Source organism: Microcoleus sp. PH2017_34_RAT_O_A (assembly GCF_020737885.1).
Lineage (GTDB): Bacteria > Cyanobacteriota > Cyanobacteriia > Cyanobacteriales > Microcoleaceae > Microcoleus.
Genome location: NZ_JAEQDD010000035.1, coordinates 1 through 20,526 on the forward strand (window position 1 = coordinate 1; position 20,526 = coordinate 20,526).

A 20,526-nucleotide genomic window follows, 5' to 3' on the forward strand; every position below is an offset into this window, starting at 1 on the left:
TCTTGAAGGAGTCAGTAGAGGCGCTTTGATTTCGCCTTTGAAAGTTCGCATTTGGACTCTTCAAGAATCCCCGTCCCGGAGCGGGCTGGGGAGTATCAAGATCGACTAAAAATCCCCACCCTTGCTAGTTGCAAACAGAATGAGGATTTTATTGGTTAACTAATTTTTGACACTCCCCGGCATGAATGCGCGGGGATTCTTGGTTCACCGATACACCTTTAAATTGCCTATCCTTTCGGCATTACTTAAACCAAAAACCCGTTCAATAGAACTAAGTTTCGAGCCTAACTTAGACAACCCCAGAGGGCTTACCTCCCCAAGCTTTAAGAGATTTCTCTCTTTGTTGACCTATGCCCTACGGTACACTTTTATTAACAAGTTTTTAATTTTTCTGGTAGTGAGCGCGCGTTGGCTATCTCGGCTATGTTTATCGTGGTTTTCGCCATCCACTAAGTATTGTTATTTCCTAGGCAATCGTTTTGGAATTGGTTATCCATTTGTTCTAGCGGGTATTCTACCTATACTAGGTTTTAGTATAGCTTGTTATGAGAGCAATTAGCGGAAACTTTCAAGACAAATTTAGAGAATTAAAGCCGTCCTTCTACGATGGGGCTTTAGACCCACATTTCCGGTAAAAATGGGACATTAAGTTAAATTAGACCGAACCGATCGCAAATCAAAGCAACTCCGGCTGCAAAAACAGTAATTGCTAACGCTACCAGAGGGTTTTGCCCTCTGCTGACTGCAAAAGAAGTGACCACTCCAGCTCCTAAAGCCGCAGTTACAGCAGCAGTCGCCAAATCTCGATCTGGACGTTTGTCGTACATATTTTTTATGGTTGATAGCTGTCAAGCTGAAAACTTAGATCTTGTTATCTAAGCTACCATTCTTGCCTCTACTGCGGTGACAAAAGCCTACGATTTGCAACTAAGCTTAAAATTTTGCTAAGTTTCTTAACATAACTCTCAGTTGACTGTTGACTGTTGACTGTTGACTGTTGACTGTTGAGGGCCACCTCTACCTGGAAGGAAGAGGATTCGAGTAATGAATAGTCTGCTTTTAATTTTTGCCGATCGGGCGGGCGGGCTTTAAACCAATTCTTTAGCGTAAATAAATTTAACTTGACTTTTCAAAAAGAATGTGATATGTAGAGTTGGTTTAAGCGGAGATTAACCTTAGACTTATTGCATACGATCTGCGATCGGGCAACCGCAGAGCAACACAGTCCAACGCAGATAATTTGTAGACACCAGCCTTGGTGCTATTCGCCTTCAACTTTTTCAGTATTGCCACCCTTCACCCAACCTTCGCGATTGCCATCCTCAACTCGAATTCGCTGCCACTCTTTGTCCGGCGAATCTTCCAAAACCACAACTTTTTCCTTGTAACCTACACCGCCAATCCGGTTCGAGTCTCGATTGCCACTATCCCGAAGAATTAAGCCGATCGGCTGAGTTACCAGAGCTCGGTAAGCTCCCGGTTCCAGGGGTTTCTCAGACGCAGCATCGCCAGACGCAGCATCGCTAGACGTAGACACTGGGCTGGCCTTGGCTGTTGACTTCGCCCCAGCACCGGCAATCTGAGCTGCTGTTTTGTCGTTGGGAAAAACAGGTCTGTCGGGCACAGTAGTTAGCTTAGCGGCAAAGTAAAGTGCAGCCGCCACGCTAGCGCCTGCCATCAGCACGATCGCTAGCAGAAAACCCACTAAAAACTTGAAAACGCTATATATACTGTTCATAGGGCGGAAGAGTTGACAGTTGACAGTTGACAGTTGACAGTTGACAGTTGACAGTTGACAGTTGACAGTTGACAGTTGACAGTTGACAGTTGACAGTTGACAGCTTGCGAAAGAGAAGGGTTGACAGTTGACAGTTGACCGAAGGAACAAGGAAGAGCGAATGGGGAAATTTGGGTTCGATGGGATAGACGCTGGGAGGGAAATTTCAGCTTCGGGCGAAGGCCGAATGCTTGGGAGCATCTCAGTTTTACAAGAAGCATTTTTTATTGTAGTGCGAGCGTCCCCGCTCGCGTGCTTATAAACCCACGCGAGTTCTCGACAGCACTATAAATGCAAAACTAAGATGCTCCCGAATGCTTTCTGCACAATGTTTTCGATCGACTATCCTTGAATCCGGCGGCTCAAACTGCCGTATCTCGAAGCAAGGCGAGCTTTACCCGCCGCCGCCCAATCTTGCAAAAATTGGATTTGCTCGCTCGCTGTTCGGGCTAACGGCACCATCTGACTAGCTGATTCTAAAATATCATCTGTGGTAAAGTCTCGATTTTGGCTAAACCCAATGTGCATTGCTTCAATCAAAGTTTGCTCGATTTCGGCTCCTGAAAAATCTGGAGTTTCGTAAGCCAAGCGCTCTAGATCGTAGTTTTTGATGCTGTGCGATCGCAACCGCAACAAATGTACCTCAAAAATCGCCCGCCGTTCCTCCTGACTTGGCAAACCTACAAAAAATATTTCGTCAAACCTGCCTTTTCTCAGCATTTCCGGCGGTAAAGACTGGATGTTGTTCGCCGTGGCGACGACAAACACCGGTGAAGTTTTTTCGCCCAACCAAGTAATAAAAGTTCCGAACACGCGGCTGGTTGTCCCCGAATCGCCTTTACCATCCAATCCCGAAAAAGCTTTGTCAATCTCGTCAATCCACAGCACGCAGGGCGCCAAAGCTTCCGCTAGCTGAATCATTTGTCTGGTGCGCGATTCCGATTCCCCGACTAATCCGGCAAACAAGCGCCCGACATCCAACCGCAGCAAGGGCAAATGCCAGTGGTGAGCGATCGCCTTTGCAGTTAAGGATTTGCCGGTGCCTTGAATTCCGACTAATAACAAGCCTCTGGGATGCGGCAAACCGTATTGGCGGGCGCGATCGGAAAAAGCACCACCGCGCCGCAGCAGCCATTCTTTGAGATTGTCCAAACCGCCGATATCGGAGATGTTTTCGCGGGCTGGGTAAAAATCGAGAATTTGAGTTTGGCGGATGGTTTGGCGTTTTTCTTCTAAAATCAGTTCGGCATCGTCGGGATGCAGTTCGCCTCTGGTGGCGATCGCCTTTGCCAAAACTCGGCGGATTCGTTCGATCGACAATCCTTGACAGGAGCGCACCATTTCATCCAGGAAACGCCCTTCTATGCTTTGTCCGGTAGCACTTAACAGTCTTTCTACCTCAATTTTGATTTCCGCAGCCGCAGGCAGAGGAAACTCCAAAACAGTGATGACTTCGCTGAGGTCTTCCGGGATCGAAGTTATCGGAGATACGATGACTATATTTTTGGGTACAGATTTGAGGAGTCTCGCCAAATTTCGCAACTTCCGAGAAATCGAGACATCTTCTAAAAAGCGCTGAAAGTCTCGCAAAATAAAGATTGCTGGTGCGGATGCCGGCAATTTTTCCAGAAACTCTAAAGCTTGTAGCGGGTTGCGCTTGCCAAAACCCGCATCGTTGGGATTGCCTTGATAGCCATCTACAAAATCCCAGATGTAGACGGCGCGAGAACCCTGTTTTTTGGCGCATTGGGCGATCGCGACTTCGACGCGCTCTTCTTCCCGTGTGGGAATGTAGATTAGGGGGTAGCGCGATCGTAGCAGCAGTTCAAACTCGTCGCTAAAAATAGTCATTAGTTATTAGTCATTAGTTATTAGTTATTAGTTATTAGTCATTAGTTATTAGTTATTAGTCATTAGTTGTTAGCGGGTGTTTTTTTTCGTCGTTATTCCACACTTATTCGTGGTTAGCTACGAAAGCATTTCTTTCCGAGAGTAAAAAGAGTTTTTGTTAGAGTGCGAATTCTTCAAGATCGCAGCAAAGCTTATATACATCTAGCAAATGTCCCGATCGCGGACAGTAAAAGCAAAACTGAAATGCTCCCTTAGCTATTGACTATTGACTGCTGACTAATGACTAATGACTAATGACTAATGACTAATGACTAATGACTCTGGACTGCTGACTCTTGACTAAGGCAATTGCCGTTTAAGTGCCGCCAGAGACGCCCAGCGACTGTCAGAGACTGTTTCTGAACTTTCTGTCTCTTCTGCATCATCCTCATTTAAATCTATTCCCGGACATTCAACATCGCATAGCTGTTTGTGCGGCAGTTCCAAGCACATTTGTTGGTACACCCAATCACTCGGAGAGAAATAGCCTGTGGGAGATAAATTTTCCACTAAATCTTCTAAATCCACTTCAAATTCTCCTGAACTTGCATCAGGATCGCTCACTTTTTCTTCGAGCCAAATTATTTCCGATGATTGGATTTTTAAACGGTGATTGTATTGTTTTAGGCATCTATGACAGCTAAGAGTCACAATTGTTTCAGCTTTCGCCTTCACATCAAGAAAATTACCTTTGTGAGTAACTTGCAGTCGCCCCCGCACGGGAGTCAGAGTTGCTAAATCGGGGATAATTTCTTCAAAATCAATGACCTCTTTCCGCTCGGTTTTTGCGAGTAGGTGAGGGATATAAATTGTCTCCATAATCATCTTTCGCCGTTTTATTATCCTCGTCTCAAGTCACAAGCCAGTCGATTTTAGATTTTAGATTTTAGATTTTAGATTTATTTCACAGATGAATCTGGGAGCTTAAACACGATTCTAAAATTTTCGGATATCTACTTTTGGCATCGGGGCTTGTACTTGTTTTTGGGCGGGTAAAAAGTTAAAAGTCAAAAGGAATAGCTCTTTTTTGGCTTTTTCCTTTTTCCTTTTTTCTTTTTTCCTTGTTACCGTCAGCGCAGTCGCACTACCAAACGCCGATCGGCATCTTGGCCTTGACTGTAAGTTTCTATATCCTCACATTCGCTCAAAAAACTGTGTACTTGACGGCGTTCTGCCGAAGACAGCGATTTGAGTTCAACTTCCCCTCCAGTCGATCGCGCTTGATCTGCTGCGTACTCTGCCATCGATCGCAATTCTGCTTGTCGCCGGATGCGATAGCCGTTCAGTTCGACTGTATAAGCAATGGGTTCATCTGATTCGTGAGCGATGTTCGCAACTGTGTTGCAGAGGTACTGAATCGCATCTAGTACATTACCGTCTGGGCCGATTAAGATAGCAACTTGTTCGGGTGTCAGATTGCTTTCATCTATTGTCATCCAATAGCAATCATCTTGCTGTTGGCTTACCACTGTTGAGGGAATTGCGGACAGTTTTAGCAATTCTTCTAACCATTGCTGTCCGCGCTGCATTTCTGATTCTTTCATTTTAACAATCAAGCCTTTTTCTTAGAACGGCCCGGCTCAAAGGGAAGTGCATCTAATCCCTGTTCTTTTTTTGTTTTCGCTTCTGCTTCGTCCACGATTTTTTGGAGATTTTCGGGCAGCGGTTCTCTAGACAAAATAAACGATTGAACTGTTTGGAAGATGTTAGCAATCAGCATATACATCAACACGCCGGCGGGCAGCGGGAAGAACAAAAACATCCCCGAAAATATCACTGGCGTCAGTTTGTTGACTGTAGCCTGTTGGGGATTGTCGTTTGGCCCTTGTGCTTGTCCCGAAAGAGTTTGGTTGATATACAAACTGATACCGAAGCCGAGGATCATCACCAAAATATCCCAGTGGATTGTGCCGTCTGGGTCGATCGCGCCCACGCGGCCTAGAGCTTCGATAAACAGGAATCCTTTGTTGGTAGCCAATCCGGGGATTGTGCCTTGAACTGTGGCTTCACCGGTCGCTAAAGCCACGATGTTGCCCTGTTCGTCTACCTTGACGAATTCTTCGCCTTTGATGACTTTCCAACTGGGAACAAAGTCAATTTCGCTCTTATTTTCTGCCGCTAGAGCTTGGAGAGGTTTACCGTCTGGGGTCTTAAATTCAACCTTGGTTGTATCGCCGACTCCGAGTTTGTCACCTGCTGGAATCACGCCCACAACTGGAGCGTGAAATGTACCCGTCACGTAAATATTTTGTGGTGGCGTAGCAAAGGCTTGCGGTTGAACAGTTTCGATTTGTTCTTTCGGCAAAACTTGGACGTTGACGCTGTAATTTACGTCAGAAAAAGGCGAACCCCTCAGCGTTGCAAACAGTGCAAACAGCACCGGCATTTGCAGCACCAACGGGAAGCATCCTGCTAGAGGATTGCCAAATTCTTTGTATACTTTGCTCATTTCCTCCTGCTGTTTGGCAGGATTTTCTTTATACAGTTTTTGAATTTGATCTACTCGCTCTTTCATCAACGGCTGCGCTACTTTCATGCGCCGCATATTGCGAAGAGAGCCTGCATTTAGAGGATAGAGAGCAAAGCGAATCACGAGCGTCAGAGCTACGATCGCTAAACCGTAGCTTGGCACGATCCCGTAGAAAAAATCTAGGATCGGCAGCATTAGGTTGTTGGAGAGAAACGAGATACCAAAATCCATTCGCTTTGAGTTAATTTAGGTGCTCTTAGTTTACTGTTGAGAACTATTTTTACCCGCTGAATGCGGGCCGTCTCAACTTTTAGGCTTTTGTCTCTATCTTAGGACATTGCCTGTCGATCGACCGCCCGCTACCAGATTTTTGTAATGACTAAAGCCAATACTCGCGCTGACTTCACCCAAAAAACGCACGCAAACGCCCGACAATCGTCATAAATATCCCCAAATTTTAGACTAAGAGTTCAACCTGGCAGATTCATCTGTGGAGTAAATCTCAAATCGAAAAATGGAAAATCGACAGATTTCGCCTTCAAATCAGGGTAAAAGCCTTTCGGTTATTTAGCTTTTGCTGCTGCGTTGGCTTTTTGAGCTGCTGCGGGCAGTTTTTCGTTAATGTAGTCATAGACTGCTCGAAATTTCGGAATCGATCGCAGTTCCAAGCGGCTGCCATTTTTCATGGTCAGCACCATGTCTCCGTAAGTCCCGAAACCCCGAGGTACTGTGACAATTTTGACTATATCTGAGTAGATAACGTCGATGCGATCGCCCCCCATCCAACCGCTAGTTACGGACACTCGGCGGTTGGTGATCCGGTAGCGCAGCCACAGAGCCCGAACAATTGCTCCTACTGCGAGGGGGATTCCCACGACAGTCAGCCCCAGGAGTAAGTTGATAATCAAGTCTCCCAGCGCGGGGCCGCCTTCATAATATACTTCCTCTCGAATTCCCATCTAGTACCTCGGCTTCTACCAACAACTGCTCTAATTCTTGCAGAATTTCTGCATAATTGCACTCTTGTGCGATCGGACGCACCACAATTACTAAATCCCATCCGAATTTTAATCGGGGCAATAGCTGTCGCAAAGCGGCGCGAATCTGGCGCTTGATCCGGTTGCGGACTACAGCGCGCTTGCTGACTTTCAAGCTGATAGAAATGCCTGTGCGACTCGGTTGCAAGGATTTATCGGCTGTGGGTTTGCCAATCTCGACGCTTTTGGGTTTGCGTAGAGCTCTTAAGCTGAAATGAGCGGAGTTGCGGCGGATTCCCTTGCGGTAAACGGCGCTGAAGTCTTTTCGGTGCTTGAGTCGGTTTGTCAGGGGCAACATGGTGGCTGCGTGCGATCGGGCTCATTCTTGGGCCGTGCTAGACTGCGAGGCGGTGACGACCTTTGCTGCGGCGTGCTTTGATTACCAATCGACCAGTTGCGGTACGCATTCTGGCGCGAAAACCGGATGTTCTTTTTCTTTTGCGGCTGGTTCCGTGCAGGGTTTGCTGTGTCATTTCGATTTCTCCCGTCTTGTTACTTTACTTTTGATTAATATTCACAATCTTCTAGTATACCATAGAGTGGTTTTCTTGGCAATAATATTTTTCCGAGTTGATATGTATTGAGAGTTGAGTTAAGTTGCGATCGCAGCCTTGAATGATTGGTCAAGGCTATAATCCCGACTTATTTAAAAAATGTGGTTTATGAACGGCTGACATCTCTTGAAAGCATTGCCAAAAGAATTTGATGTTTGAAAAACAATGGGTTAAAATGCCAAATATTATAACCAACCGGAAAAAACAGATGGATGCCACAGTATTAAATCCTAATCCGAATCCTAATGAAAAAGTGACTATTGTCCGCACAGAAAGGGGGCTTACGATCGCGGGAACACGCATAACTCTTTATGATGTAATAGATCATCTCAAAGCCCACTATCCCCCTAAATTCATTCGCGATGTATTTAACCTTACGGATGAGCAGTTGGGCGCTGCCATTTCCTACATTGAGGCGCACCAGACAGATGTAGAAGCTGAGTATCAAGAAGTTTTGAAATCAGCCGAAGAAACTCGCCAGTATTGGGAAGAACGCAACCGCGAACGCTTTGCTCGCATAGCTGCAACTCCCCCTCGCTCTGAATATGAAGCTGCGCGAGTCAAACTTCAGCAACGCAAAGTGCAGCGGGAAGCAACAAAGCAATGATGATTCTGGCTGACTACAATTTGAATCGGCAAGCTCTCTTGCTTTCTGGAAGTCTGGTGGCAGGAGGGTGGTTAGATATTGCTCCCATTCGGTTAGTGACATTTCAAGATATTGGCTTAGCGTCTAATAGCGACGATCGAGTTGTTTGGCGATTGGCTCAATCTAATCAGATGCTTTTATTGACAGCAAACCGTAATGCAAAGGGTGAAGATTCTCTGGAACAGGTGATGCGGGAAGAAAATGAGCCAACTTCATTTCCCATTATCACGATTGGCGATCCGGATCGGGTTAACGAATATGATTATCGAGAGCGTTGTGTTGAAAAGCTTGTAGAAATAGCGATCGATATCCAAGACTATATGGGAGCAGGTAGGTTATTTATTCCGTAAACAAATATATCAATACTTCGGACAGTTTTTCTATGGCCCAATGACTTATCCTCTATGACTTTGAGCCACTGTGGATAATTAAATCAAAGTCATGTCCACCCCTGACTTGCATTTAATTCGACTTTTTCATGATCCTTAGCCTGTAAAGCTTGTAGTATCGTTCCAAGAACTGTCCGGAGTATTGGTGTACCAATCTGTTGTTGAATCGAAGAGTGTCCCTTACCCGAAATATAGCGGATTTCAGGTAAGCGAACTATGTTGATTTAGGCGATCGCAAAAAAGCCAGTTTCCTAACTTAGATATTGCAACTCATATCGTCAGATAATTGACTGAAACGAGCATTTTCCCGATAGTCTACCGGGCAGTCAATCACGCAGGGAACATCTTGAGCCAGCGCTTCCTTCAGAATAGGAATAAAATCGGTGGCGGATTCCACGCGATAGCCTTTTAAACCCATACTTTCGGCATATTTTACAAAATCAGGATTGCCAAATTTGACGAAATCTGAATGACCAAAGTGATCTTCCTGCTTCCATTCAATTAACCCGTAGCCGCCGTCATTAAAGATGAGAGTGACAAAATTAGTACCGACGCGCAACGCAGTTTCTAACTCTTGAGAGTTCATCATAAAACCGCCGTCGCCGGTGGCTGCTACTACTTTGCGATCGGGATAAACGAGTTTTGCAGCCACCGCCCCCGGAATCGCAATCCCCATCGCAGCAAATCCGTTGGATATTAAACAGGTATTCGGGCGATCGCAATGATAGTGCCGCGCGATCCACATTTTGTGAGCCCCCACATCAGATATGAGAATATCTTCCGGGCCCAGCACTTGCCGCAAATCGTAAATCAGTTTTTGTGGCTTGATCGGGAAACCATCATCCTTAGCATATTGTTCGTACCCAGCGCGAATATCTGCCCGCAATTGCTTAGCAAAAGGATCAGTCTTCTCCATGCGATCGGCACGCTGCAAAATTTCATTGAGCGAATCCGAAATATCCCCCACAACTTCTACAACAGGAATATAACTGCTATCAACTTCTGCTGGCAGAGCTCCTACGTGAATAATCGGAATTTTGCCGTCAGGATTCCACTTTTTCGGGGAATATTCAATTAAATCGTAGCCAACAGCAATCACTAAATCCGTTTCTTCAAAAGCACAGCTAATGTAATCCCGTTTTTGCAATCCCGTCGTCCAAAGTGCCAAAGGATGAGTGTAAGGAATTACGCCTTTGCCCATAAAAGTATTAGCGACGGGAATATTTAATCGAGTCGCAAATTCTGTCAAAGCATCGCTAGCATTAGCCCGAATCGTGCCATTTCCTACTAAAAGCAAAGGACTTTTCGCCTTGGAAATTGCCACAGCAGCTTTATTCAGACTTTGGTAAGCACCAAAAGTTTTTTCGCGGTTATCTTTAGTGAGCGGCTCTCCTTCGACAGGCATTGCTGCGATGTTTTCGGGCAAGTCAATGTGAACTGCTCCCGGTTTTTCACTCTGAGCTACTTTAAAGGCTTTGCGGACAATTTCTGATGTCGTACTGGGGCGGACAATTTGAGCATTCCACTTAGTAACCGGAGCAAACATAGCCACCAAGTCCAAATATTGGTGCGATTCTATGTGCATTCTATCCGTGCCGACTTGTCCGGTAATTGCTACTAGAGGAGCGCCGTCTAAATTCGCATCAGCAACACCTGTAATTAAGTTAGTTGCGCCGGGGCCCAAGGTGGACAAGCAAACGCCTGCTTTGCCGGTAAGGCGGCCGTAAACGTCTGCCATGAAAGCGGCGCCTTGTTCGTGGCGAGTAGTAATAAATTTAATTGAAGAGTGTCTTAGGGCTTCTAAAACTTCTAAATTTTCTTCTCCGGGAAGTCCGAAGACGTATTCTACGCCTTCGTTTTCTAAACATTTGACCAAGAGTTGAGCTGTGTTCATTTCCGTTTTTTCCTCGGTTACTCAGGATTTGTTGTTCTCAAACAATTTACAAGGTTGGGATTTATTGTACAACTTTTGAGGCTGACAAAGTTTTTAGCCGCCCTCAGTCAACTTCTTGCAAAAATCTAATGTTGAATTTTTAACCGCAGATCAACGCGAATTAACGCAGATGGATTGAGGTTTTTGCAAGAAGCCGATCGAGCTTTACTTATTTTACCCACACTGTTTTAATGTTGACAAATTCGTGAATTCCTTGGATGCTCAATTCGCGTCCGTAACCGGAGCGTTTGATGCCGCCAAAGGGCAATCTGGGGTCGGATTTTACTAAGCCGTTGATGAATACGGCGCCTGCTTCTAGTTCGGAAATAAATCGATCGCCTTCTGAGCTTACTGTAGTCCAAGCTGTCGCGGCTAAGCCAAAAGATGTATTGTTGGCTAGTTCGATCGCCTCATCGATGTCTGCAACTCGAAATACTAAGGCTACGGGCCCGAAAAATTCTTGTTGGCGCGCCGCAGCATCTAGGGGAATATCTGTCAAAATAGTTGGCAAGTAGAAATTGCCGGCTTTCTCTGACAGTGCGCGGCCGCCTGTCAAAAGTTTTGCTCCTGACTGAATGCAAGCTTGCACTTGATTGTCCAATTCTTTAAGAATTGTCGGAGTAGCTAAAGGGCCGATATCGGTTTCTGGCAACATCGGATCGCCTACTTTCAATTCCTCGAATTTTTTGACAAATCCTTTGATGAATTCATCGGCGATTTCTTCTACTAAAATAAAGCGTTTAGCAGCTACGCAAGTTTGGCCGTTATTTAGCATCCGCGATGTTACAGCAGTTGATAAAGCTGCTGGTAAATCGGCGCTGGACATCACAATAAATGGGTCGCTTCCTCCCAATTCCAACACTACTTTTTTCAAATTTTTGCCCGCATTTGCTGCTAAACTTTCGCCGGCTGGTTCGCTACCGGTGAGAGTTGCTGCTTTGACGCGATCGTCCGCAACGATTTTAGCTACTTTGTCGGCGCCCACTAGCAAAGTTTGAAAAACTCCTTCGGGAAACCCTGCTTCGGCGAAAATCTCTTGAATTTTTAGAGCGCACTGAGGCACGTTGGAAGCGTGTTTGAGCAAGCCGACGTTGCCCGCCATCAGCGCCGGCGCGGCAAACCGAAAAACTTGCCAAAATGGGAAATTCCAGGGCATGACGGCTAAAATAGCGCCCAGTGGCTGGTAGCGGACAAAGCTGCTGCTAGCGTCGGTGGTTGCGGGTACGTCTGCCATAAATTGAGCGGCATTTTTGGCGTAAAAGCGGCAAACTAAGGCGCATTTTTCTACTTCGCCGATCGCCGATTTAAGCGTTTTGCCCATTTCCAGCGTCATCATTTCCGCGAAAATTTCGCGATCGCGCTCCAAGATATCCGCAGTTGTCTGCATCCAGATTGCTCGCTGCTCAAACGGCTGGTGGCGGTAGTTGTTAAAAGCTTGCTGTGCTAATGCCAGCTTAGCTTCTATGGCCTCATCTGCGATCGGCTCGAAAGTTTTCAGCGTTTCTCCCGTTGCCGGGTTGATAGTAGAAATACCCATTGTTCTATCTCCGTTTCAAAATATACAAAACTCCCTTATAGTTTTGAAGCTAGTTCGGGAGTTGTATTGATGTATTACAAAATTTGGATTTACCAGCCATACTTTTAGATATTGCTAATTTGCAAGTGCCGGGATTTGTTTAAATCTCTCTGTTTTTAATTATAGTGCAAAGTATTAATTGCAAATCTTAAGAAATTTTGTTTTTAAAGTTTATGTTGGCGATCGAAGTGGCAAATGCTTCCCAGGCAGAGCCTCTTGGGTGCATCTGGTTTTTGAAGCCTGAAGAAGCATGACCGCATATAAGTTATTAGTTATCATCTTATGTTGACTACGGTCATGCTTCGCCCCTACGGATATATTTGCCTTGCGCCAGATGCACCCGAGCCTCTTAACCCATATTCAGAGGCTCTACCTCGGCTGGGAGAATCGACAATGGAGGCAGAGCCTCCGCATCTCCGTTACCAGGCAGAGCCTGATAACGAGTAACTACACGCTCCTAAACAGACTTTTCCTCGATGTAATTCTGCACGTAAGACTGATAGTAATACCTGCTGCCTTTATCGTTATTGGCCACCATTCCCAACAGCGGAATCCCCGCCATTTTCAAATCTTCAAAAGCCAACAACAGCGCCTCCCGCTCAGTTTGATGCAGCCCCACCACTAGCATCAATCCGTTAGTATGAGCCGCCAACAAATTCGCATCTGCCAAACCCAACAGCGGCGGAGTATCGTAAATAACTAAGTCAAAATGACTTGCCAAAGCTGCCATTAAATGCTGCATTTTTCGGGAAGACAGCACCTTTGTGGGATCGGGAGGCACTGGCCCGGATGTTAACACAAATAGGTTTTCATCGCGGGGCGATCGCAAAATCACCTCTTCGACATCCACATCCTCGGCAATTACATTGTGCAAGCCTTGCCAATTCGGCAAACCCAGCATTTCGTGCACCTGCGGCCTCCGCAAATCCGCATCCACCAACAGCACTTGCTGGCCCATTGCCGCCGCCGCCCGTGCCAGATTTACCGCCACCGTTGACTTACCGTCAGCAACTTGACAAGACGTAATTACGCAAGAAGCGATCGGACTATTAACATTTAACAACCGAATATTAGCATTGAGCGATCGAAAAGCCTCTTGAAAAGCATCCGTCGGCACCGGCGAACTTCCCACATCAATCGTAGTTCCCTCAGCAGGTGGCAGTCTCAAAATTTTATCGCTAGCAGGAATTACCCCCAACAAAGGCAACCGAATCGAATGTTTGACATCCTCAGGAGAATTGAACACAGTTTTATTATTAAACCGTTCCGCCAACTGCGCCGCCAGCATCCCAAACAACAAACCAGCCAATCCCCCCAAAGCCAAATTCAAAGGCATAATCGGAGCAACAGCCATCAACTCGCCATTTTTGTAGCGCGGAATTTCCGGCTTAGCAATAACTTCCCAAGCCACCTCTTTTTTACCCACAGCTTCAAGCTGCAAAGCTTGCTGTTTTGCCAGCAAACCATTCAGCGTATTGTTAGTCAACTCCGCCTCCCGTTGCAAATCCGAATAGCGCCGAAAAATTACCGGGAATCCTTGAGAATATTGATTCAACTGCTTAGCAGCCTGTTCCAAAACTTGATTCCGCACGCCCAAAATCTGAATTAAATTAGCAGTACCGATAAACTGTTCGATTAACTTAATCCGCACCGGATCTTGAAAAGCCAGCACTTGCGAATTCACCTTAGCCAAATCAGTTCCCAGAACCTGTTGGGCTTCTTTCTTCAGCAAAGGAATCAGATTTTTGCGCTGTTCTCGCAACAACTGCATTTGCGGAGTTTGGTCTGTATATGTCGCCGAATTAATCGCAATTTGTCCTTCCAATTGCTGCAATTGAGTTAGCATTCCTTGATAGCGGGGAGCTTGACTCAGCGCCGAAGCCATCAGCGCTTGTTTCTGGTTTAATCCGAGCTGATTTTGCAGGTTAATATAGAGCAATCTTTGCTGGTTAAGCTGCGTTTGCGCGTCCAATCTTTGCGTTTGAAGTTGGCTGATTTGCTGCGCGAGTTGTTGGGTTTGAATTTGCGGATCAATGAAATTGTACTGCTGCCGCAACTTTTGAATTTCTGTTTGCAGAGCTTGTTGGCGCTTTTGCTGGTTGGGAATTTTGGATTTCACAAAATCCAAACTCTGGCTAATTTGAGTTTTGGTATCTTGCACGCTGTAGTTGCGGTAGCCTAGGGCAACTTTTTCCAAAACAAACTGAATTTTTTTCGGATCGAAATCCCGATATCTAACTTCGATAATTTTGGTATTTTTGAAGCGATTGATTGACAGCCTAGTTCCCTGAGAATATGGCAGATTATCTGCTTTTTCGTTCAAAAGATAGTTGTAATTTATTTCTGGATACTTCGCTCGCAACTGTTTGATAATTGGCGACATTACTTGCGGGCTTTGCAAAACTTGAATTTGCGATTCGTAGTCAAAACCTGGATTTTCTGGCGTCGCGGGACTCGCTGGTTGTAGTTTGAGCTCCCCGGAGTAGACTTTTGCTAAAGTGTTTTGCGTAACAGGGGTTTCTACTAATAATTGAAAGCGTCCTTCATACTCGCTTTTTTGAGTTAGCGTCCAGGCAAAAACTCCGGTTGTCACCGCCGCTGCTACGCCGATAACTAAGAACGAACGACTGCGGCAAACTTCCCAAAAACTTAACGGTTCTTCTGTATTTTCCCTGCCGAAAAACTGCTCTTCATCATAAAGTACGGAAGATAACTTTTGCTGTCCAAGGATTTTTTTATTGTGATTAAACAGTGCTATTGAAGATTTTTTACCTGGTTTCATTTGATTGCTACAACTTATTAGTTTAAACGTTTGTAATGCTGGCGCAGTTTCATTAACCCGGTTTCTGACTAGAGATATCGCTACCAACTAATTTTTTTTGTAGAAACCGGGTTGATGAGGTCTTATACCAATTTAATGTGAAGTTGCACATATTCCGATCCCCCTAAATCCCCCTTATTAAGGGGGACTTTGAGAAGAATCTTGTCCCCCCCTTATCAAGGGGGGTTAGGGGGGATCGGAATTCTATGCAGCCTCATAAAAAATTGGTCTTAGGGCTAGTCTATTGAAATCATCGAAAAATATTGAACAACCGGAAAATTCCCAACAGTGGACTGAAAGGAGCGAGAGTGCCACCTACATTATCCGAGAACGCAGCGCGACCCGATCGCCTTACCATAATTACATCATTATTTTGCAGTTTGGGATTACTTTCCTCATTGGCGGTTGCAGAAAAATTCACCTTAACACTTAGCCGCGAAACAGTGCCGTTAGGATTGAGGCGAATTAAATCCACCGAATCCATTTCTGCCCGCGATTTATTAAAACCTCCCGCTGCTACCAGCGCTTGATTTAAAGTAGTGTTGGGCTGCAATGCAAAAGACCCCGGTTTGACGATTTCTCCCACCAGACTAACCTTAATCGAATCCGGTGAAAAATTAGAAGTAGCCACTTGTGCGCCTTCGAGTGCATTGAGATTTTCGGCTTTGGGCACGATTACCGTATCTCCCTGTTGCAGTGTTAAATCTTGGGATACATCTCCTGCTTCCAAAAGTTGCCACAAATTCACATTAATAATTTGTTCGGTGCCCGCCCGCGTCAGGCGGCGAACTTGTATTTGTCTGATATCAGCTACCGGCGTAATGCCGCCCGCCATTTTAATAGCCCTAGTTACAGTTTGCTGCAAAACATTTTCCCCTCCACCGGGAGTTTCCTTAGCAGCAAACAAACCAGAATCTGCACCCGATTCATTCTCTTGTAACCTACTTTGAAGCTCTTTTGCCAGAGTATAAGTACCGGGTCGAGTTACTTCGCCCACTACAGCAATATTAATTGGTTGAGTGCTTTGCCCGGTAATGTTAGCTACTGCTAAAGTCGGTGCTTCTTGGCGGTTGAGGCTAGTTACAGTGGGAATAAATATTGTGTCGCCGTCGCGCAAAGTCATATCGGCGCGCAAATCGCCGTTTTGCAATAATTCCCACAAATCCACACTGATAATTTGTTCCGCTGCGTTGCGCTGGGGGCGGCGGATTTTGATTTGGCGCACGTCTGCTGACTGGGTAATTCCGCCAGCTAGTCGCAGCGCCCGCGATATTGTGGGCATTTGAGTGCCTATTTGCTCTGAGGTGCCTCCAGGGCCTGCTGCTGAAGATATTGTATAGGCTCCGGGGCGGTTGATTTCGCCTGCGATCGCAATTTGTAAAGGACGCGCAGCCAGCAGTTTCAGCGTAATCCAAGGACGTTTGAGATATTTGCCGTATCGCTCCTTGACAGCATTAGAAGCTTGTTCTAAGGTCATTCCGGCCACTCCCAGGCTGCCAATTAAGGGCAAACTCAGGGAACCGTCAGCCTGTACTTGGTGTTGACCGTTGGGGCCGCTGTATTCTGGGACGTTGAAAATGTCCATTTGAATGCGATCGCCCGCGCCCAAAGTGTAAACTTCCGATCGTACACTCGAAGGTGCACTGGCCGGAACTGACGGAAATCCCGGCGCTGCCGGTACCGGTACGCGAATCGGAGAACCCGAACCCGAAGCAGGAGGAGGAGGAAGAGGATAAGAAGGGGAAGGAGGAGGATAAGAAGGGGAAGGAGGAGGAGAAGGAGGAGAAGGAGGAGGAGGAGGCAAAAACTGGGCCACCGCGACAGATGAACCCACAGTCGCCGCCAGCACTGACACAGTTAAACTTTGGAAAATTAAATTTTTGACTGCATTACTTACGCCATAAACCTGTTTGCAGATTGTGCTGAAAACCTCTCCCTCAGACCCTTTCCTGCAAAGATAAGGGAGAAAATCTCCCCTTTTCCTTTTTGCCAAGACAACCGCAGGGTGAGGTTTTTTCTCAAGTTGCGCGCCGCGCGAAGAACTGTTCACCACCATCGCTTTTTGCCCCTATCCTCTTCCTACCCCGCCAACATTAAATGTAACCCAACTGTTCCAACTTGCTCAGAACTTTTTTGACACTATCTTCCAAACTTTCCTCGTCTGTGCAACAAACAATCTCGGGATTGAGGGGTGCTTCATAAGCATCGTCAATGCCCGTAAAACCCTTAATCTCTCCTGCTCTGACCTTAGCGTACAGCCCTTTGACATCTCGAACTTCGCACACTTCTAATGCCGCTTTGACATACACCTCAACAAAATTTGGCTCCATTGCTCTAATTTCGTCGCGAATAGCTCTGTAGGGGCTAATAGCTGCCGTGATTGCCACAACTCCATTGCGGCTGAGTAGGTTTGCGACAAATCCAATCCGCCGAATATTAGTATCTCGGTCTTCTTTGCTAAATCCCAAGCCTTTTGACAAGTTGGTGCGAACGACATCTCCATCCAATATTTCAACTTTGCAGCCTCGGGTCTTCAATTCTGGTTCGAGAGCTTTGCTGATAGTTGTCTTGCCAGAACCGCTGAGTCCGGTAAACCACAAAATAAAACCTTTTTCCATTTTCAACCATTAATAAGTAACTGGGAAATTATAGAATGTAAAATTTTCTATATCTATTCTCCCTTTTCTATCTTATCGTGGTTTGCGGTGTCATCTTGATAAGATTTACCTGCGAAAAATGAGAACTCAAAATTTGCGAGTTCTGCGGTCATCTCACCACACAAATGCGCGACAGTCACATAATTTACGATATATTCTTTATAAAGACTTAACAAATTCAAATCAAAGTCGCGATCGATCGCAAACCTCGAAGATCTAACAGTATATTTACGGCATTGAACACTTAAAATTATTATAAATATCGAGCATATATCCGTAGATTAACGGTACTCAACATTTGATATTATCACAAGTGTTTAAAATATATCCGTATATTCACGGCACGAATTGCTGGTAATTATCACAAGTGTTTAACATATATCCGTATATTCACGGCACGGCTCGCCTACATAAGCCTTGAACAATCCCAAATCTCCAATCTCCAATCCTATTGCCTATGTTTCCCGTCTTAAAAGCAGATGTTTTAGTAGTTGGTGGCGGCACCGGCGGCACTTCAGCAGCAGTCCAAGCAGCCCGCCGAGGTGCCAAAACTATTTTAGTCAGCGAATTCCCCTGGCTGGGAGGAATGCTGACTTCGGCCGGCGTTTGTGCTCCCGACGGCAACGAATTAGCAGCATTTCAGACTGGTTTGTGGGGCGCGTTTCTCCGGGAACTCCAGCAGCGACAACCGGGAGGTTTGGATTGGGGCTGGGTCAGTTTTTTTACTTACGATCCCCGCATCGGTGCTGAAATTTTTGCTGATTGGGTTAAGTGTTTGCCGAACTTGCAGTGGATTTCTGGACAAACAGCTCAAGATGTGATTTTTGAAGACAACAGAATTTCTGGGGTGAGATTTGCAGATTTTACGGTTTCTGCCAAAATCACTTTGGATGCAACGGAATTGGGAGATTTGCTGGCTTTAGCGGATGTTGGACACTGCTGGGGTTGGGAATTCCAAGCTGAGTGGGGAGAACCTAGCGCGCCGATCGCCTCTAACGATCTCACAGAACGCTATTCGGTGCAAGCTCCAACTTGGGTGGCCATCATGCAGGATTTTGGCGAAGGCGCGGTGGCGCCAGAAATTCCCGCGCCACCTGTTGACAATCCCGATCGATTTTTCGATGCTTGGAAAGATTACACTCCCGAACAATTTCTCAATTACGGCCGACTTCCTGGGGGATTGTTGATGATTAATTGGCCGATTTGTGGTAATGATTATGGTGAAAAGGTCGATCGACTAATTGAATCTCAAGCATCCCGACAACAATTCCTCCAAGAAAGTCTCTGGCACAGCCAAAGTTTCGCCCGCTTCATTCAAACCCAACTCGGCCCCCGCTACGGTTTAGCAGAGAACATTTTTCCCATTTCAAAAACAGAAAATCAATCAAATTCTTCCCTTCTTTCTGCTTTTGCCTTGCACCCCTACTACCGAGAAAGCCGCCGTTTGCGAGGGATAAGTACAGTCAAAGAACAAGATATTTTGCCGGTTGTCGGGGGTAGAGTCGCGAAATTGCCGATCGATTCTCACGGAATTTGCGAGACAATTGCGATCGGCAACTATGCAAATGACCACCACTACACCAGCGGCGACATTCCCTTACAGCCCAAATCCATCCGCTGGGGCGGCCGCTGGACTGGCACTCCGTTTACAATTCCCTACAGTGCGCTAATTCCTGCGACTACAGACGGATTGCTAGTCTGCGAAAAAAATATTTCCGTGTCTCACATCGCCAACGGTGCAACTCGCTTGCAGCCTTTGGTGATGAATATCGGACAGGCGGCGGGGATGGCGGCGGCTTTGTGTGCGGAAGTTGGATGTCAGCCGCGCGATTTGCCTGTCAGAGTTTTGCAAGAAGCTTTGCTGCAAGATTCCGAGGCGAGGGCGGCAGTTGTTCCTTTATTTAATTTGACACCGGATCGATCGGACTGGCTACATTGGCAGCGCTATTATCTCGATCGACCTCAAGCATATCCCGCCAGCGGCGAATGTCCTGTGTCAGTCAAAAGCGATCGAGAAACCGGGTTTCTCAACGAAATTTCTGTATTAGAACCCATAACTTTGAAAGTTGAACCCGGTTTCTACGTAAATCCGCGTAGTAAAACAGCAAATACCGAGAGTCAATTTTCGGGCATTTTCCGCCGTCTGGGCGCACAAGACTGGACACTGACGCTGACAAGTCCCCCATCCTTAGCCGATCGAACTTGGCAACTCGTGACTTTGGACTGGGAAACCGACAGATTTCTACAGAGTTGCGAAACCGAAAAGCCTCTGACGGTATGGGGCAGGCTGAATTTTGCTGGTGCTTGGCTCCTAGCGGGTGCAGTAACATCGAAGAGGTGAGGTTTTTTGCAAAGTTCCGAAAATTGCCAGAAATTTATCCTGATGGATGGGGGGAAGTCTGTATCAGGTTATAGACACTGACACGGAAACTACCCATGCACACCTACACTGCAATTGCTTTACTGAGCCTGTTGGGCATTACCTTGAGTGCCAGCGCCGCTCGATATTTTGAACGCCTAGTGGAACTGCTCGTAATTGCCACTGCTGATTATATGTTCTTGGCGTCCACTCAATCACAAAAAGGCGATCGTTCTCCAGAAAGAGGCAGCGGACGCAGAGAGTTTGCTCAGCACGATCTTTACACACATTACATACTAGCTTAATGGCATAGGACGAAAGAAAGTTCTGCAAATGAGTGGGTTTCGGCCGCCCGTGTCGATCTGATTTTCTGGGATTCTAGTTGGTCACGTTCGTTTGGCAACTGCACTTCTTGTT

At 46.2% G+C, this 20,526-nt stretch carries 17 protein-coding genes and 1 pseudogene; 4 read left to right on the top strand and 14 right to left on the bottom strand.

From position 1 onward, the window contains the following. Positions 1–650 precede the first annotated feature (650 nt). From JGK11_RS13600 to rpmH, 9 genes are all read right to left on the bottom strand, one after another. Entirely contained in the window at positions 651–827 is a 177-nt protein-coding gene (locus JGK11_RS13600; RefSeq protein ID WP_194010918.1) for a hypothetical protein, read from the bottom strand. Between the two features lie 434 nt (positions 828–1,261). Next, positions 1,262–1,738, bottom strand: a complete 477-nt coding sequence (locus JGK11_RS13605; protein ID WP_293181953.1) for an SH3 domain-containing protein — start codon at positions 1,736–1,738, stop codon at positions 1,262–1,264. Between the two features lie 381 nt (positions 1,739–2,119). Beyond that, positions 2,120–3,628, bottom strand: coding sequence for an AAA family ATPase (locus JGK11_RS13610; RefSeq protein ID WP_293181951.1), 1,509 nt, complete (start codon positions 3,626–3,628; stop codon positions 2,120–2,122). 339 nt (positions 3,629–3,967) lie between these two features. Then, a complete protein-coding gene (locus JGK11_RS13615) occupies positions 3,968–4,486 on the bottom strand; it encodes a YceD family protein (RefSeq protein WP_293181949.1) in 519 nt (172 codons plus the stop codon). A gap of 251 nt (positions 4,487–4,737) precedes the next feature. Next, on the bottom strand, positions 4,738–5,211 hold the full coding sequence (locus tag JGK11_RS13620; RefSeq protein ID WP_293181947.1) for a R3H domain-containing nucleic acid-binding protein: 474 nt from the start codon (positions 5,209–5,211) through the stop codon (positions 4,738–4,740). Between the two features lie 8 nt (positions 5,212–5,219). Then, positions 5,220–6,368 (bottom strand): membrane protein insertase YidC, encoded by a 1,149-nt coding sequence (gene yidC, locus JGK11_RS13625; RefSeq protein WP_293181945.1) that lies wholly within the window; start codon positions 6,366–6,368, stop codon positions 5,220–5,222. 332 nt (positions 6,369–6,700) lie between these two features. Then, a complete protein-coding gene (locus tag JGK11_RS13630) occupies positions 6,701–7,096 on the bottom strand; it encodes a PH domain-containing protein (RefSeq protein WP_293147797.1) in 396 nt (131 codons plus the stop codon). Continuing rightward, positions 7,068–7,472 (bottom strand): ribonuclease P protein component, encoded by a 405-nt coding sequence (gene rnpA / locus JGK11_RS13635; RefSeq protein WP_293181943.1) that lies wholly within the window; start codon positions 7,470–7,472, stop codon positions 7,068–7,070. Before rnpA ends, JGK11_RS13630 begins: the two co-directional genes overlap by 29 nt. 37 nt (positions 7,473–7,509) lie before the next feature. Further along, entirely contained in the window at positions 7,510–7,647 is a 138-nt protein-coding gene (gene rpmH, locus JGK11_RS13640; RefSeq protein WP_006632320.1) for a 50S ribosomal protein L34, read from the bottom strand. A gap of 256 nt (positions 7,648–7,903) precedes the next feature. Here rpmH and JGK11_RS13645 point away from each other — a divergent pair, with 256 nt between their 5' ends. Further along, the gene (locus tag JGK11_RS13645; protein ID WP_325315363.1) at positions 7,904–8,335 is read left to right on the top strand and encodes a DUF433 domain-containing protein; all 432 of its coding nucleotides are present in this window, start codon (positions 7,904–7,906) and stop codon (positions 8,333–8,335) included. After that, positions 8,332–8,724 carry an ACP S-malonyltransferase gene (locus JGK11_RS13650; protein WP_293191699.1) on the top strand — a complete coding sequence of 131 codons (393 nt, stop codon included), beginning with the start codon at positions 8,332–8,334 and terminating at the stop codon, positions 8,722–8,724. Before JGK11_RS13645 ends, JGK11_RS13650 begins: the two co-directional genes overlap by 4 nt. 295 nt (positions 8,725–9,019) lie before the next feature. Here the strand turns inward: JGK11_RS13650 and JGK11_RS13655 are convergent. The 5 genes and pseudogenes from JGK11_RS13655 to cysC all read right to left on the bottom strand — a co-directional run. Beyond that, a pseudogene (locus tag JGK11_RS13655) lies at positions 9,020–10,660 on the bottom strand (acetolactate synthase large subunit); the annotation flags it as partial. A 205-nt stretch (positions 10,661–10,865) separates the two neighbouring features. Next, the gene (locus JGK11_RS13660) at positions 10,866–12,233 is read right to left on the bottom strand and encodes an NAD-dependent succinate-semialdehyde dehydrogenase (RefSeq protein ID WP_293181936.1); all 1,368 of its coding nucleotides are present in this window, start codon (positions 12,231–12,233) and stop codon (positions 10,866–10,868) included. 496 nt (positions 12,234–12,729) lie between these two features. Continuing rightward, the gene (locus JGK11_RS13665; protein WP_293212049.1) at positions 12,730–15,054 is read right to left on the bottom strand and encodes a tyrosine-protein kinase domain-containing protein; all 2,325 of its coding nucleotides are present in this window, start codon (positions 15,052–15,054) and stop codon (positions 12,730–12,732) included. A gap of 289 nt (positions 15,055–15,343) precedes the next feature. Further along, a complete protein-coding gene (locus JGK11_RS13670) occupies positions 15,344–17,149 on the bottom strand; it encodes an SLBB domain-containing protein (protein WP_293197401.1) in 1,806 nt (601 codons plus the stop codon). A 37-nt stretch (positions 17,150–17,186) separates the two neighbouring features. Further along, positions 17,187–17,711 carry an adenylyl-sulfate kinase gene (gene cysC, locus JGK11_RS13675; protein WP_293181930.1) on the bottom strand — a complete coding sequence of 175 codons (525 nt, stop codon included), beginning with the start codon at positions 17,709–17,711 and terminating at the stop codon, positions 17,187–17,189. Between the two features lie 496 nt (positions 17,712–18,207). On the opposite strand from cysC, the gene JGK11_RS13680 reads away from it, so the two are divergent. Continuing rightward, positions 18,208–20,091: an FAD-dependent oxidoreductase gene (locus JGK11_RS13680; protein WP_293212050.1), complete on the top strand. Its 1,884-nt coding sequence runs from the start codon at positions 18,208–18,210 to the stop codon at positions 20,089–20,091. 95 nt (positions 20,092–20,186) lie between these two features. Then, a complete protein-coding gene (locus JGK11_RS13685; RefSeq protein ID WP_293181926.1) occupies positions 20,187–20,414 on the top strand; it encodes a hypothetical protein in 228 nt (75 codons plus the stop codon). Positions 20,415–20,526: the final 112 nt, after the last annotated feature.

Coding starts and splice junctions, on each gene's coding strand:
- JGK11_RS13620 (WP_293181947.1), bottom strand. CDS start 5,211: ATGAAAGAATCAGAAATGCAGCGCGGACAGCAATGGTTAGAAGAATTG.
- JGK11_RS13610 (WP_293181951.1), bottom strand. CDS start 3,628: ATGACTATTTTTAGCGACGAGTTTGAACTGCTGCTACGATCGCGCTAC.
- cysC (WP_293181930.1), bottom strand. CDS start 17,711: ATGGAAAAAGGTTTTATTTTGTGGTTTACCGGACTCAGCGGTTCTGGC.
- JGK11_RS13615 (WP_293181949.1), bottom strand. CDS start 4,486: ATGGAGACAATTTATATCCCTCACCTACTCGCAAAAACCGAGCGGAAA.
- JGK11_RS13650 (WP_293191699.1), top strand. CDS start 8,332: ATGATGATTCTGGCTGACTACAATTTGAATCGGCAAGCTCTCTTGCTT.
- JGK11_RS13670 (WP_293197401.1), bottom strand. CDS start 17,149: ATGGTGGTGAACAGTTCTTCGCGCGGCGCGCAACTTGAGAAAAAACCT.
- rnpA (WP_293181943.1), bottom strand. CDS start 7,472: ATGTTGCCCCTGACAAACCGACTCAAGCACCGAAAAGACTTCAGCGCC.
- JGK11_RS13605 (WP_293181953.1), bottom strand. CDS start 1,738: ATGAACAGTATATATAGCGTTTTCAAGTTTTTAGTGGGTTTTCTGCTA.
- JGK11_RS13665 (WP_293212049.1), bottom strand. CDS start 15,054: ATGAAACCAGGTAAAAAATCTTCAATAGCACTGTTTAATCACAATAAA.
- JGK11_RS13660 (WP_293181936.1), bottom strand. CDS start 12,233: ATGGGTATTTCTACTATCAACCCGGCAACGGGAGAAACGCTGAAAACT.
- yidC (WP_293181945.1), bottom strand. CDS start 6,368: ATGGATTTTGGTATCTCGTTTCTCTCCAACAACCTAATGCTGCCGATC.
- JGK11_RS13645 (WP_325315363.1), top strand. CDS start 7,904: ATGCCAAATATTATAACCAACCGGAAAAAACAGATGGATGCCACAGTA.
- JGK11_RS13685 (WP_293181926.1), top strand. CDS start 20,187: ATGCACACCTACACTGCAATTGCTTTACTGAGCCTGTTGGGCATTACC.
- rpmH (WP_006632320.1), bottom strand. CDS start 7,647: ATGACACAGCAAACCCTGCACGGAACCAGCCGCAAAAGAAAAAGAACA.
- JGK11_RS13680 (WP_293212050.1), top strand. CDS start 18,208: ATGTTTCCCGTCTTAAAAGCAGATGTTTTAGTAGTTGGTGGCGGCACC.
- JGK11_RS13630 (WP_293147797.1), bottom strand. CDS start 7,096: ATGGGAATTCGAGAGGAAGTATATTATGAAGGCGGCCCCGCGCTGGGA.
- JGK11_RS13600 (WP_194010918.1), bottom strand. CDS start 827: ATGTACGACAAACGTCCAGATCGAGATTTGGCGACTGCTGCTGTAACT.